The 13,033-nt window shown below is 63.1% G+C and carries 12 protein-coding genes; 9 read left to right on the forward strand and 3 right to left on the reverse strand.

Going from position 1 to position 13,033, the window contains the following annotated elements; translation table 11 throughout:
* Positions 1 to 259: 259 nt before the first annotated feature.
* Both acnD and prpF read left to right on the forward strand, forming a co-directional pair.
* A complete protein-coding gene (acnD, locus tag B0G82_RS29950) occupies positions 260 to 2,857 on the forward strand; it encodes a Fe/S-dependent 2-methylisocitrate dehydratase AcnD (RefSeq protein ID WP_121309974.1) in 2,598 nt (865 codons plus the stop codon).
* Positions 2,858 to 2,968: 111 nt separating this feature from the next.
* Entirely contained in the window at positions 2,969 to 4,156 is a 1,188-nt protein-coding gene (gene prpF, locus B0G82_RS29955; RefSeq protein ID WP_121309975.1) for a 2-methylaconitate cis-trans isomerase PrpF, read from the forward strand.
* Between the two features lie 241 nt (positions 4,157 to 4,397).
* On the opposite strand, the gene B0G82_RS29960 is transcribed toward prpF, so the two are convergent.
* Positions 4,398 to 5,234 carry a methyltransferase domain-containing protein gene (locus B0G82_RS29960; RefSeq protein WP_121309976.1) on the reverse strand — a complete coding sequence of 279 codons (837 nt, stop codon included), beginning with the start codon at positions 5,232 to 5,234 and terminating at the stop codon, positions 4,398 to 4,400.
* Positions 5,235 to 5,462: 228 nt separating this feature from the next.
* On the opposite strand from B0G82_RS29960, the gene B0G82_RS29965 reads away from it, so the two are divergent.
* Positions 5,463 to 6,512 (forward strand): AraC family transcriptional regulator, encoded by a 1,050-nt coding sequence (locus tag B0G82_RS29965; protein ID WP_121309977.1) that lies wholly within the window; start codon positions 5,463 to 5,465, stop codon positions 6,510 to 6,512.
* Positions 6,513 to 6,543: 31 nt separating this feature from the next.
* Here the strand turns inward: B0G82_RS29965 and B0G82_RS29970 are convergent, their stop codons facing one another.
* Both B0G82_RS29970 and B0G82_RS29975 read right to left on the reverse strand, forming a co-directional pair.
* Entirely contained in the window at positions 6,544 to 6,939 is a 396-nt protein-coding gene (locus B0G82_RS29970; protein WP_121309978.1) for a DUF305 domain-containing protein, read from the reverse strand.
* A gap of 29 nt (positions 6,940 to 6,968) precedes the next feature.
* Positions 6,969 to 7,166, reverse strand: coding sequence for a heavy-metal-associated domain-containing protein (locus B0G82_RS29975; RefSeq protein ID WP_121309979.1), 198 nt, complete (start codon positions 7,164 to 7,166; stop codon positions 6,969 to 6,971).
* Positions 7,167 to 7,317: 151 nt separating this feature from the next.
* Between B0G82_RS29975 and B0G82_RS29980 the strand changes: the two genes are divergently transcribed.
* The 6 genes from B0G82_RS29980 to B0G82_RS30005 all read left to right on the forward strand — a co-directional run bounded on the left by B0G82_RS29980 (position 7,318) and on the right by B0G82_RS30005 (position 12,956).
* Positions 7,318 to 7,767: a hypothetical protein gene (locus B0G82_RS29980; RefSeq protein WP_121309980.1), complete on the forward strand. Its 450-nt coding sequence runs from the start codon at positions 7,318 to 7,320 to the stop codon at positions 7,765 to 7,767.
* Positions 7,768 to 7,866: 99 nt separating this feature from the next.
* The gene (locus B0G82_RS29985; protein WP_121309981.1) at positions 7,867 to 8,166 is read left to right on the forward strand and encodes a hypothetical protein; all 300 of its coding nucleotides are present in this window, start codon (positions 7,867 to 7,869) and stop codon (positions 8,164 to 8,166) included.
* A complete protein-coding gene (locus B0G82_RS29990) occupies positions 8,163 to 9,575 on the forward strand; it encodes a TolC family protein (RefSeq protein WP_121309982.1) in 1,413 nt (470 codons plus the stop codon). The genes B0G82_RS29985 and B0G82_RS29990 overlap by 4 nt, the downstream gene beginning before the upstream one ends.
* Before the next feature lies 1 nt (position 9,576).
* Positions 9,577 to 10,872, forward strand: coding sequence for a copper oxidase (locus tag B0G82_RS29995; protein ID WP_121309983.1), 1,296 nt, complete (start codon positions 9,577 to 9,579; stop codon positions 10,870 to 10,872).
* A 55-nt stretch (positions 10,873 to 10,927) separates the two neighbouring features.
* Positions 10,928 to 11,263, forward strand: coding sequence for a copper-binding protein (locus tag B0G82_RS30000; RefSeq protein WP_116149158.1), 336 nt, complete (start codon positions 10,928 to 10,930; stop codon positions 11,261 to 11,263).
* 136 nt (positions 11,264 to 11,399) lie between these two features.
* Positions 11,400 to 12,956, forward strand: a complete 1,557-nt coding sequence (locus B0G82_RS30005; protein ID WP_199730185.1) for a tetratricopeptide repeat protein — start codon at positions 11,400 to 11,402, stop codon at positions 12,954 to 12,956.
* The last annotated feature ends 77 nt before the right edge of the window (positions 12,957 to 13,033 follow it).

The raw sequence follows: 13,033 nt of genomic DNA on the forward strand, positions 1-13,033 counted from the left end.
AGTAAGCGTTTCTCCTCCATTGCGTCTAAAGAGCGCGGCGCAATGAAGTTGGGCCTTGGCTTTCTGAAACCCCGAGCCAAGGCCGTTTTTTGCGGCGCGTTTGCGCGGCCGCCTGCAAACCCGATCGGCATGTTGCCGCGCGCTAAACTGCACATACTGCCTGACGGGCACGCCAGGGAAACGCCATAAAAAAGGGGCCGCCGATCGTGATCGGCCGCCGCCATCGTCCCCGGATCATTACTGTCTTGTCCCCTACGCCATGAATACTGCAAACCGCAAACGCCTTCCCGGCACCCAGCTCGATTTCTTCGACACGCGCGCCGCGGTCGACGCGATCCAGCCCGGCGCTTATGACAAGCTGCCGTACACGTCGCGCGTGCTGGCCGAAAACCTCGTGCGCCGTTGCGATCCGGTCACGTTGACCGCGTCGCTCAAGCAGATCATCGAACGCAAGCGCGAGCTGGATTTTCCGTGGTTCCCGGCGCGCGTGGTGTGTCATGACATTCTCGGCCAGACGGCGCTCGTCGACCTTGCCGGCCTGCGCGATGCGATTGCCGCGCAAGGCGGCGATCCGGCGCTGGTCAATCCGGTGGTGCCGACTCAACTCGTGGTGGATCATTCGCTGGCCGTCGAGTGCGGCGGTTTCGATCCGGACGCGTTCGCGAAGAACCGCGCGATCGAAGATCGCCGCAACGAAGACCGCTTCGATTTCATCAACTGGACCAAGCGTGCGTTCAGGAATGTCGACGTGATTCCGCCGGGCAACGGCATCCTGCATCAGATCAACCTGGAGCGCATGAGCCCGGTCGTGCAGGTGAAAGACGGCGTGGCGTTTCCGGATACGCTGGTCGGCACCGACTCGCATACGCCGATGGTCGACGCGCTCGGCGTGATCGCGATCGGCGTGGGCGGGCTCGAAGCGGAAAGCGTGATGCTGGGCCGCGCGTCGTATTTGCGCCTGCCCGATATCGTCGGCGTGGAACTGACGGGCAAGCCGGCCGAAGGCATCACGGCGACCGACGTGGTGCTCTCGTTGACCGAATTCCTGCGCAAGGAAAAGGTGGTCGGCGCGTACCTCGAGTTCTACGGCGCGGGCACGGCCAATCTGACGCTCGGCGACCGCGCGACGATCGCCAACATGGCGCCCGAATTCGGCGCCACGGCCGCGATGTTCTCGATCGACGAACAGACCATCAAGTATCTGAAGCTCACCGGCCGTGACGACGAACTCGTGAAGCTGGTGGAAACCTATGCGAAGGAAACCGGCCTGTGGGCAGACAGCCTCGTTAATGCCGAATACGAACGCGTGCTGAAGTTCGACCTGTCGACCGTGGTGCGCACGCTCGCCGGTCCGTCGAATCCGCATCGCCGTTTGCCGGTGTCGGAACTGGCGGCGCGCGGCATCAGCGGCAAGGTGGAGAACGAACCGGGTTTGATGCCGGATGGCGCGGTGATCATCGCCGCGATCACGAGCTGTACGAACACCAACAACCCACGCAACATGATCGCCGCGGGTTTGCTCGCGCGCAACGCGAACCGGCGCGGACTGACTCGCAAGCCGTGGGCGAAGACCTCGCTCGCGCCGGGCTCGAAGGCGGTCACGCTGTATCTGGAAGAGGCCGGGCTGTTGCCGGAACTGGAGCAACTGGGCTTCGGCGTGGTCGCGTATGCGTGCACATCGTGCAATGGCATGTCGGGTGCGCTGGATCCGGCGATCCAGAAGGAGATCGTCGAGCGCGACCTGTATGCGACCGCCGTGTTGTCGGGCAACCGCAACTTCGACGGCCGTATTCATCCGTACGCGAAGCAGGCGTTTCTCGCTTCGCCGCCGCTGGTGGTGGCGTATGCGATTGCGGGCACGATCCGTTTCGACATCGAGAAAGACGTGCTCGGTATCGACGCCGACGGCCACGCCGTCACGCTGAAAGACATCTGGCCGTCGGACGCGGAGATCGACGCGATCGTCGCGTCGAGCGTGAAGCCCGAGCAATTCCGCAAGGTGTATGAACCGATGTTCGCGGTTTCCGTCGATACAGGCGAGAAAGCCAATCCGCTCTACGACTGGCGCCCGATGAGCACCTACATTCGCCGTCCGCCGTATTGGGAAGGCGCGCTTGCCGGTGAGCGCACCTTGAAAGGCATGCGTCCGCTCGCCGTGCTCGGCGACAACATCACGACCGATCACCTGTCGCCGTCCAACGCGATTCTGGCGGATAGCGCCTCGGGCGAATATCTGGCGAAGATGGGCTTGCCGGAAGAGGACTTCAATTCCTACGCGACGCACCGTGGCGATCACCTGACGGCGCAGCGCGCCACCTTCGCGAACCCGACGCTGAAGAACGAGATGGTGCTTGAAGACGGCAAGGTGAAAGCCGGATCGCTCGCGCGCATCGAACCCGAGGGCAAGGTCACGCGCATGTGGGAAGCAATCGAAACCTACATGGAACGCAAGCAGCCGCTGATCGTGATTGCCGGTGCCGATTATGGCCAGGGTTCGTCGCGTGACTGGGCGGCGAAGGGCGTGCGTCTGGCCGGCGCGGAAGCAATCGTCGCCGAAGGGTTCGAGCGCATTCACCGCACGAATCTGGTGGGCATGGGTGTGCTGCCGCTGGAGTTCAAGCCCGGTGTGAACCGGCTTACGCTGGCAATCGACGGCACGGAGACGTTCGATGTGGTCGGCGAGCGCAAGCCGGGCGCGGACCTCACGCTGGTGATTCATCGCAGGAACGGCGAGCAGGTCGAGGTGCCGGTGACGTGCCGGCTCGACACTGCCGAAGAGGTTTCCATTTACGAAGCCGGCGGTGTGCTGCAACGCTTTGCGCAGGACTTTCTCGAGTCGTCGAAGAAGGCGGCTTGAGATGGCTGGTTTTTCGGATCGCTTCGCCTGAAGCGGCGGACGCTACAACGCGGGACAGGGTGACACGGCACGCTATGCCATGTCACCCGCCCACATCAGGACACGATTTTCATGGCCTACCAACCCCAGATCAAGATTCCAGCCACCTACATGCGCGGCGGCACCAGCAAGGGTGTGTTTTTCCGCCTGCAAGATTTGCCCGAAGCGGCCCAGGTGCCCGGCGCCGCGCGTGACGCGCTGCTGATGCGTGTGATCGGCAGCCCCGATCCGTATGGCAAGCAGATCGACGGCATGGGCGGCGCGACATCGAGCACCAGCAAGACGGTGATCATTGCCAAAAGCAGCCGGCCCGATCACGACGTGGATTACCTGTTCGGGCAGGTGTCGATCGATAAGGCGTTCATCGACTGGACCGGCAATTGCGGCAATCTCTCCGCCGCGGTCGGGCCGTTCGCGATCAGCGCGGGTCTCGTCGACCCGAGCCGCATTCCGCGCGACGGCATGGCTGTCGTGCGCATCTGGCAGGCGAATATCGGCAAGACGATCATCGGACACGTGCCGATGACCGATGGCGCCGTGCAGGAAACCGGCGCTTTCGAACTCGACGGCGTGACCTTTCCGGCCGCGGAAGTGCAGCTCGAATTCATGGATCCGGCTGCGGAAGAAGAGGGCGCGGGCGGCTCGATGTTCCCCACCGGCAACCTGGTGGACGATCTGGAAGTGCCAGGCGTGGGCACGCTGAAGGCGACCATGATCAACGCGGGCATTCCGACCATCTTCGTCGATGCGGAATCGATCGGCTACAAGGGCACGGAGTTGCAGGACGCGATCAACAGCGACGCCAAGGCACTCGCGATGTTCGAGACGATCCGCGCGCATGGGGCGTTGCGCATGGGGCTCATCAAGAACCTCGACGAGATCGCCACGCGCCAGCATACTCCGAAGGTCGCGTTCGTCGCGAAACCGGCTGCGTATGTGGCGTCGAGCGGCAAGCAGATTGACGCGGGCGATGTCGATCTGCTGGTGCGGGCGATGTCCATGGGCAAGCTGCATCACGCCATGATGGGCACCGCAGCCGTAGCGATCGGCACGGCGGCGGCGATTTCCGGCACGCTGGTGAATCTCGCGGCGGGCGGCGGCGCCAGAGAATCGGTGCGCTTCGGTCATCCATCGGGCACGTTGCGGGTCGGCGCCGAGGCGAGCGAGCGCGGCGGCGAGTGGGCCGTCACCAAGGCCATCATGAGCCGCAGCGCGCGGGTGCTGATGGAAGGCTGGGTGCGGGTGCCGCAGGAGCGCTGAGCGAACGTCCGGCTTCGTCCGCAACGGACGAAGCCGGGAAAAAACGGGTTTTGATGCAACGGCAAAGCCTAAGACATCAGCCCGAAGCTGGCGAGAACGAACCGAAGGCCGAAGAAACAAACTGACGAAAACAGCGGCAGGCCGAGAGCTAGCGACATACACCGCAAGCCGACGGCGCTGGCCTGTGGCCATCGATCGAAAAAGTAGACAGCCGCGCCGGCCAGTACGCGGCCGACCCCGTTCATTGCCGCACCATCACGATCTCGAGATACTCGCTGGGCAGTACGAGCGTCCCGTCGCCGGACTGGTTGCGGCTTTCCATCAGCGTCATCAGATCGAGCTGGAAGGCCGTTTGCCGTTCGCCGTCCATTGCGGCGAATGCCTTGTTCATCGGGCCGTAGTAGGTCCGAAAGACCTCGAGCCAATGCGCTGGCGAGTGGTATCGGAACATGAATTCGCGGCTCGTCACGGCGACACTGCGCACACTGCCATGAAAGAGCTCGTCGAGCCGCGCCCGGGTGCCCCACAGCGCCGGCGACTTGAGACCAGGCGGCGGAGGCAGATATTTGCCGATCGTCTTGAACACCTGGCCGACGAAGCTATCCGGCGTCCAGTTCGCGAGGCCGATCTTGCCGCCGGGTTTGCATACGCGCGCCAGCTCGCCGGCCGCTTTTTCCTGATTGGGCGTGAACATGACGCCGAAGGTCGACATGACGGCATCGAACGAGGCGTCCGCGTAGGGCAGCGCTTCGGCGTCGGCTTCGCGGAACTGCACCGCTGTCAGACCTTCCGCTTGCGCGCGAGCTTTTCCCGCGTCGAGCAGCGAGGCCACATAGTCGGTCGAGGTGACGTCGCACCAGCGGCGCGCGGCGGCGAGCGTGCCGTTGCCGTTTCCCGCCGCGACATCGAGCACGCGGCTGCCGGCGCGCAAGTCGAGTGCTTCGCATAGGTTTTCTCCGACGATCTGTAGCGTTGTGCCGACCACGGCGTAATTGCCCGTTTCCCACGCGGCGTGCTGGCGCGCTTTGGCGTCAGCGAATTCGGAAGTTTGTGATGAAGAAGATTGGACTTCAGACATGAGATGCTCCAGAGAAAAAGTTGTGCGATGCACGCTAGTGTTATTGCGCCAAGGTTTTTAAATTCATGTGGTGCCTCCTTAATTTTGGTTAAGTGTTCTATTCATTCAAGATTCCTTAGCATTGTTGTAAGGGATTCGCATGGATGCTAGTATCGGTGCGACTGTTAAATCGGTGAATGACCGGGCGTCCAGATCTTTTGCGCAGGACGCCGAAGTTCGTGGACAACGATGGACGCTCTTTCTGACGTGCTCCGCCTGGTTCGCCTTGGTGGCGCCGTGTATTTAAATGGCGACTTCACCGCACCCTGGTGTTTGTACGGCCAGGCTGACGCGGCGTTGTGCGGCAGCTTCCTTCCTCCGGCCGAACGTATCGTTTCCTACCATCTGATCACCGAGGGAGGCTGCTGGGCTTCTCTGCCTGACGAGCCTGACTCCGCTATTTACGTGGCTGCCGGCGAACTGCTTGTCGTGCCGCAAGGCGAAGCGCATCTGCTCGGCAGTTCGCTCGACATCACGCCCGGACCCACTGGCGAACTGCTCGAGAATCAGTTGCGCAATGCTCCGGGACAGTTAATGGCGCTTCGCTACGGCGGGGGTGGAGACCGCACGCGTCTGGTGTGCGGCTTTCTCGCGTGCGACGACACGTTGAGCAATCCGGTGCTGTCCGCACTGCCTCGCATCTTCAAGGTCGACATGCGCAATGACCCACAGTCCGCGTGGCTCGAATCGTCGTTACGGTTCGCGGCGGCTGAGGCAGCGGAATGGCGAGTGGGCAGTGCGATTGTTCTTGCGCGGCTATCGGAGCTGCTCTTCGTGGAGGCAGTGCGACGCTGCATCGACGCGCTGCCGTCCGATCGGAAGGGCTGGCTCGCCGGCGTGGGAGACCGGTTCGTCGGTCGTGCGCTTGCGTTGATGCATGCGCAGCCGGCACACGGCTGGACGGTCGATGAACTCGCGCGCAAAGCGGGCTTGTCCCGCTCCGCGCTGGCGCAGCGATTCACGCAGTTGCTCGGTCAGCCACCTATGCAGTATCTCGCGCATTGGCGTTTGCAGATTGCCGCGCAGGAGTTGCGTGTTGGGACGAAGTCGCTGGCGGCGGTGGCGGATCAGGTGGGATATGAGTCGGAGGCGGCGTTCAATCGGGCTTTCAAGCGCGAGTTCGGAATGCCGCCGGCCGGGTGGCGGAGGAGCCGGGGCGAGACGGCGGCGACTTCCGCGGGCTCTGCCGGCGCGGCGGCCGCCGCCATGGACGGATCGTTCGACGATCGAGGCGCCTAGAGCGCCAGCCGCGCGAGCGAGTGCGCTGTCCTCACTTCACCCCATGCTTCGCCTGCCAGTTCTTCATGAACGCGATTTCATCATGCTGCGCCTTGATGATGTTTCTGGCCAGCCGCTTCAACTCTGGGTCCTTGCCGTACTTCAACTCGACCTGCGCCATTTCGATCGCCCCTTGATGATGCGGAATCATGTGCGCGACGAAGTCCTTGTCGGCGTTGCCCGTATAGTCGGCGCTCATGTCGCGCATCATTTTGTCGTCGGCGGCCTTGAAGGCTTGCGTCGCGTCGCCGGTGCCAGCATCCGCCGACTTCGACATGTCCATGCCAGGCATGGCAGCCGGTTGCTGGGCGTGGACGGACGCGGTCGCGACAGCAAATGCAAAGCCGCTGAACAGGCAAAGGGCACGAATGGCGTGAAGTTTTTTCATTGTGAATGTCCGTTGGGAAAGGGTGTCCGTCAGGCTCGCGGCGACGGATGAAAACCCGCCGCCTCGATGGCCTCGATGAGTTGTCCGGCCGCCAGCGTCGACGTAACCTTGACGATTTTAACGGGGACATCGACTTCGAGCCTCGCCGCGGGGTCGAGACTCGTGACTGCATGCTTGATGGCGTTGGCGCACCCGCCGCAGGACATATCCGGGACGTCGAATTCCATTTCCTACCTCCAATGAGAAGTCATGACTCCAGCGTGGACCTTCCCACGGCGGTAAGGTCAAGCAGGTTTTCGTCGCTGGTTGAAATCGTATTGGCGCACGCAAAGCCATCATGCGCGGCATCGTTTCAGCCTTACGATTTTGCAAATCTGCATGCTAGACTCCGTACCCATGTCTTACTGGCGCAAACTCTTCATCGTCGTGCTGCTCGTGCTGAGCCTACCGGTTCAGTCGTTCGCGGCCGTCTCCATGAAATGCGGGTCCTCGCATTCCGTGGGCGATGCGGCACCGGCGCGCCAGGCGGCAACCGGTGCAATGACCCATCATCACGACCATGCCGCGATGCTGGCCGAACAAGCCGACCACGCCGACAATAACGCCGGGGCTCATCTTCAGCATCACAGTCCCGTGGGCGGCGAGCATCATGCGCACGCATGCTCCACTTGCGCGTCCTGCTGTTTCGGCGGCGCGCTGCCCGTTACGCCGCTTGCGTCCTTGTCCGCCAACGCGGCTTATTTCGCTGTTCCCCTGCCTCCCGCTGTGCGCGTCGCGTCGTTTCTGACCGGCGGCGTCGAACGGCCTCCTCGCATCTCTCTCGTCTAGTTCTTTCGCAGCCTCACGCTGCGTTGTTCCCGTTGTTTCATTCCGACCCGATGGACGGCCGTGTGCCGTGCGTCGTGGCCGTACTTGACGAGACGATTCATGCGAACGTTCGTTGTGGCGCTCGGCGCGGCGGCATGTCTGCCGGCGCTTGCGCACGCTATATCCCTACTCCCTGACCCGGCCGATGCGGCTGCATCCGTGCCGGCGCTCGATACGCCGTCGGTCCTGGCCGACTATCGGCCGTACCGTGAGCAGCAGGTGGCGAGCTGGCCAGCGCTCAACCGGGCGGTGACGCAGCCAGCGGGCCGCTCTGGAGCGAGCCATGGCTCGCTCCATTCGGGCATCGCTGAGGCCGAAGAAGACGCTCACAGTTCTCATCGTGAAGGGGCGGCGAAATGAGGCCGTGCCTGTTTCCTGCCACCCGCACAGTGGCCATGTCCATCGCGGTGACGTTACTCGCGGGCTGCACGACGTTTTCGAAGGACGGCGGTTTCAGCACCGTGGCGAGCGTTGCATCCGAGCGACTCGGTAAAGACGCCGTCCTGATCAAGACCGAGGACGACCGGAATGCCGTCGCCCAACGCACACAGGAACTGCTGTCCGCGCCGCTCGGCATGGACGAGGTTGTCCAGATCGCGCTTCTGAACAACCGCGGTTTGCAGGCTTCGTACGGCGAACTGGGTATCGCCGAGGCGGACCTCGTTCAGGCGGGACGCTTGCCGAATCCCGGCTTCTCGTTTAGCCGCACGCGCGGTAGCGACGACCTCAGTATCAGCCGCACGTTCACGCTCGGCATGTTGCGCGTGTTGACGATGCCGTTGACGACGCGCATCGAAAGCCGTCGCTTCGAACAGGCCCGCTTGCAAGCCGCCAACGCCATGCTCGAAGTCGCCGCCGATGCACGGCGCGCCTACATCCGGGCGGTCGCTGCGAAGCAGTCGGCCGCCTACGCGGAGCAGGTGAAGGACTCGGCCGAGGCCAGCACCGAACTCGCATGGCGCATGCAGCATGCCGGCAACTTCAGCCGACTCGATTACGCGCGCGAGCAGGCCTTCTACGCCGATGCAATGGCGCAAGTGGCACGAGCGCGGCAGCAGTCGGCGTCTGCGCGAGAAAAGCTCACTCGCGTGATGGGCCTGTGGGGTTCGCGAGCGCAATACGCATTGCCCGAGCGTCTGCCGGATCTGCCTGCCACACGCCCCGAGTTGCACGATCTGGAAACCTTTGCGATGCAAAACAGGCTCGATATTCAGGCCGCGAAACTGCAAACGGAAAGCGTCGCGAGTTCATTGGGATTGAGCAAGGCGACGCGTTTCATCAACGTGCTGGATGTCGGCTATCAAAACAATTTCACGACTTCCGACGGACGCGAGCAGGGCTATGAAATCAGTGTGGAGATTCCGCTATTCGACTGGGGCAGCGCCAAAGTGGCGCGCGCTGAAGCGATCTATATGCAGTCGGCGAATCGCCTCGCCGGGACCGCCATCAACGCGCGTTCCGAAGTGCGCGAAGCGTATTCAACCTACGTGTCCGGCTACGCCCTCGCGAAGCACTATCGCGACGAAGTCGTGCCGATCCGCAAAACCATCTCCGACGAACTGCTGCTCCGCTATAACGGCATGCTCGCGAGCGTGTTCGAACTGCTCGCCGATTCGCGCGACCAGGTCGGCGCGGTGAATAGCGCTATCGACGCACTGAAGGACTACTGGCTAGCGCAGACCGATTTGCAACAGGCGGTCGGCGGCCGTTTGCCGATGACCGCGCTCGCGGCGTCGTCCACCCAATCCGAAGAATCCAAAGGTCAATGACATGGTGTCTCGTCGACATTTTATGAGCAGCTCGGGCGCCGCTTTGCTGGGAGCCGCACTGGTGAGCAAGGCCGGCGCCGCGTCGCTCCCCGAAGCACCGTCGATGGCCACGTCCTCCATGCAGCCGCCGCGCGCGCCGTCGAACGGCCGGCCGTACGCGCCGGTTGCCACACTCAACGGATGGTCGCTGCCATGGCGCATGAAGAACGGCTGGAAGGAGTTTCATCTGATTGCCGAACCGGTGGTGCGCGAGTTGGCGCCGGGCATGAGCGCGCACCTCTGGGGCTACAACGGTCAGGCGCCGGGGCCGACCATTGAGGCGGTGGAAGGCGACAAGGTGCGCATCTTCGTGACCAACCGCTTGCCGGAGCACACCACGGTCCACTGGCACGGCATGTCGCTGCCCTGCGGCATGGACGGCGTGGGCGGACTCACGCAGCCGCACATTCCGCCGGGCAAGACCTTCGTCTATGAATTCCAGCTTGAGAGGCACGGCACCTTCATGTATCACCCGCACGCCGACGAGATGGTGCAGATGGCGATGGGCATGATGGGCGCGTTTGTCGTCCATCCGAAAGATCCGGGCGTGATGCAGGTCGACCGCGACTTCGTGTTCATCATGTCTGCCTACGACATCGACCCGGGCAGCTTCACGCCGCGTGTCAACGAGATGACCGACTTCAACATGTGGACATGGAATGCGCGCGTGTTTCCTGGCATCGACTCATTGCCGGTGCGCATGGGCGATCGCGTGCGGATCCGCGTCGGCAATCTGACCATGACCAATCACCCGATTCATCTGCACGGCTACCACTTCGAAGTGGTGGGCACGGACGGCGGCTGGATTCCGCCGTCCGCGCGCTGGCCCGAAGTGACCGCCGATGTCGCGGTCGGGCAGATGCGCGCTATCGAGTTCACCGCGAATCGTCCCGGCGACTGGGCATTTCATTGCCACAAGTCTCATCACACGATGAACGCGATGGGGCATAAGGTTCCGAACATGATAGGTGTGCCGCAGCAAGACCTTGCCAAACGCATTAACCGGCTGGTGCCCGACTACATGGCGATGGGCAGCACGGGGGGCTCGATGGGCGCGATGGAGATGCCGCTACCCGACAACACACTGCCGATGATGACCGGCACGGGCCCATTCGGCGCGCTCGAAATGGGCGGCATGTTTGCGGTAGTGAAAGTGCGCGAAGGGTTGGGTCGCAACGACTACCGCGACCCGGGCTGGTTCAGGCATCCGAAGGGAACGGTGGCTTATGAATATACCGGCGAGTTGCCGGATGGTTGACGTCGACGGTCGCGAGCTGGCCGTGTGGATCGTATTTAACGTGGGAGCGTGTGAGATGAAGAATCGGTTGGCTTCAATGGCGATGGGTTGCATGGTGATGATTTCCGCGTCGGCGTACGCGGCGGGCGAGGCGAGTGAGTCGCAAATGAGTGCGAGCGCCGATGCGCAAACGGCGATGTCGCATGGCGAAGTCAGGAAAGTGGACGCGGCGGCCGGCAAGCTGACCATCAAGCATGGGCCGCTGGAAAACCTCGGCATGGATGCCATGACGATGGTATTCAAGGTCAAGGACCCGGCAATCCTCGCGCAGGTCAAGCCGGGCGACACGATCGACTTCATCGCCGACGAGGTGGCCGGAGTGCTGACGGTGGTGAAACTGGAGAAGCGGTAGCGCGCTTCGCGTGAGGGGCGTTTCGGAGCGCTCCTACAGACTGCCCGATGAGCGGTAAGGATAATCCGCGCACACAGTGTCGCGCGGCAGGCAGCATCGCCCGCGACACGACACCATCTTTCGTATTGCGCCGAACATGCCGACCCATCCCGCTTTGCCATCCGAAGAAACCCTTGATGTCTGGTTCAATCAGGCCGAGCAGGCGCGCCTCGCAGGCGAGTTCGACATGGCCCGAACACTCCTCGACCGGGTCATCGGGCAAGACCCCCGACATGCGGACGCGCTGCATACGCATGGGCTGGTTGCGCTCGCATCGAATCAGCTCGAGTCGGCGCAAAGCTGGGTCGAGCGGGCGCTCGAAGTGCGCCCGCACCCGGCGTATTACGGCACCTTATGTATTATCCAGATCAAACTGCGTGCGTATGCAAGCGCTTTGCAAACGGCCGAATGCGGGCTCGCGCTCGAACCGGCGTCACTGCCGCTCTGTTTCTTCATGGCGGTAATCCTGCAAGTGCTCGGACGTTCCGAAGATGCCGCGGTGGTCTACCGTCGCTTGCTCGAACTCCGGCCGGACCATCCACAAGCGCTTGCTAATCTCGGTGTGGTCCTCAAGGATCTCGGCTCGCTGAGTGAAGCCGAACGGCATCTCACGCAAGCCATCGCGCTCGCGCCGTCTCACCTCGGCGCGCGTGCCAGCCTCGGTCAGGTCCTGTTGGCCGCCGGCCGTTATGAAGAGGCCTGGCCGTATTTCGAAGACCGTTGGGCCAATTTCGTGGATGCTGACGGGCGCCCCGTATCGGCGCGCCCGGCGCTGCCCCTGCCCCAATGGAAGGGCGAGCGCCTGGACATCCTGAGCGCCAGCCAGGGAACGCCCGCATACGGCGCGCGTCTGCTTGTCATCCCGGAGCAGGGCCATGGCGACAGCCTGCAGTTCGTGCGTTATCTGCCGATGGCGCTGGAACGTTTTGCGCGCGTCGGCTACATATGCCCGCCATCGCTGCGGCGCTTGTACGAAGAATCTTTCGCGCATTTGCCAGGCCTCGTGATGCTCGACGACGGCTTATCCGACCTGAGCGATTGGGACTGGCATTGTCCTTTGATGTCGCTGCCGATGGCGTTCGGCACGCGGCTCGACAACATTCCCGCCGGCACCTATCTGCATGCGGATGCCGCTCGCTCCGCTTCATGGCGCGCGCGGCTTGCCATGTTGCCCGATGCCGGCTTGCCGCGCGTCGGCCTGGTGTGGGCAGGCGGTCATTCAGGTCTGACGGAAGACAGGGCGCGCAGCTTGACCCCAGCGCAGATCGCGCCATTGCTCGCGTTGCCCGATGTGCGCTGGATCAGCCTGCAAAAGACGGATGACCCCGCGAAGCGCGCCGACGCAACATGCAACGCGCGTTTGACGGACTGGATGGACGACGTGACGGACTTCGCCGATACCGCCGCGCTGATCGACAACCTCGATCTGGTGATTTGCGTCGACACTTCGGTTGCACACCTGGCCGCGGCAATGGGCAAGCCGGTGTGGCTGCTCAACCGCTTCGCCGGTTGCTGGCGCTGGTTGCGCGATCGCGACGATAGCCCCTGGTACGCCAGCGTGCGGCTGTTCACGCAGTCGCAACGCGGCGACTGGGACGGCGTGCTCGAACGCGTCGCCGATGCTTTGCGCCGCTCGACCGGGTGCAAGTTATAGGAAGTCTTACCGATCCTTTGTGCGTTAGCTCACGAAGACGGGCGGAACTTACTCGCCGCGCGCCTCGCAGATGTTAT

This window comes from Paraburkholderia sp. BL17N1, from assembly GCF_003634175.1.
Taxonomy (GTDB): domain Bacteria; phylum Pseudomonadota; class Gammaproteobacteria; order Burkholderiales; family Burkholderiaceae; genus Paraburkholderia.

Coding starts and splice junctions, on each gene's coding strand:
- B0G82_RS30005 (WP_199730185.1), top strand. CDS start 11,400: ATGCCGACCCATCCCGCTTTGCCATCCGAAGAAACCCTTGATGTCTGG.
- B0G82_RS29980 (WP_121309980.1), top strand. CDS start 7,318: ATGCTAGACTCCGTACCCATGTCTTACTGGCGCAAACTCTTCATCGTC.
- B0G82_RS30000 (WP_116149158.1), top strand. CDS start 10,928: ATGAAGAATCGGTTGGCTTCAATGGCGATGGGTTGCATGGTGATGATT.
- B0G82_RS29965 (WP_121309977.1), top strand. CDS start 5,463: ATGGACGCTCTTTCTGACGTGCTCCGCCTGGTTCGCCTTGGTGGCGCC.
- B0G82_RS29970 (WP_121309978.1), bottom strand. CDS start 6,939: ATGAAAAAACTTCACGCCATTCGTGCCCTTTGCCTGTTCAGCGGCTTT.
- B0G82_RS29960 (WP_121309976.1), bottom strand. CDS start 5,234: ATGTCTGAAGTCCAATCTTCTTCATCACAAACTTCCGAATTCGCTGAC.
- B0G82_RS29990 (WP_121309982.1), top strand. CDS start 8,163: ATGAGGCCGTGCCTGTTTCCTGCCACCCGCACAGTGGCCATGTCCATC.
- B0G82_RS29995 (WP_121309983.1), top strand. CDS start 9,577: ATGGTGTCTCGTCGACATTTTATGAGCAGCTCGGGCGCCGCTTTGCTG.
- B0G82_RS29975 (WP_121309979.1), bottom strand. CDS start 7,166: ATGGAATTCGACGTCCCGGATATGTCCTGCGGCGGGTGCGCCAACGCC.
- prpF (WP_121309975.1), top strand. CDS start 2,969: ATGGCCTACCAACCCCAGATCAAGATTCCAGCCACCTACATGCGCGGC.
- B0G82_RS29985 (WP_121309981.1), top strand. CDS start 7,867: ATGCGAACGTTCGTTGTGGCGCTCGGCGCGGCGGCATGTCTGCCGGCG.
- acnD (WP_121309974.1), top strand. CDS start 260: ATGAATACTGCAAACCGCAAACGCCTTCCCGGCACCCAGCTCGATTTC.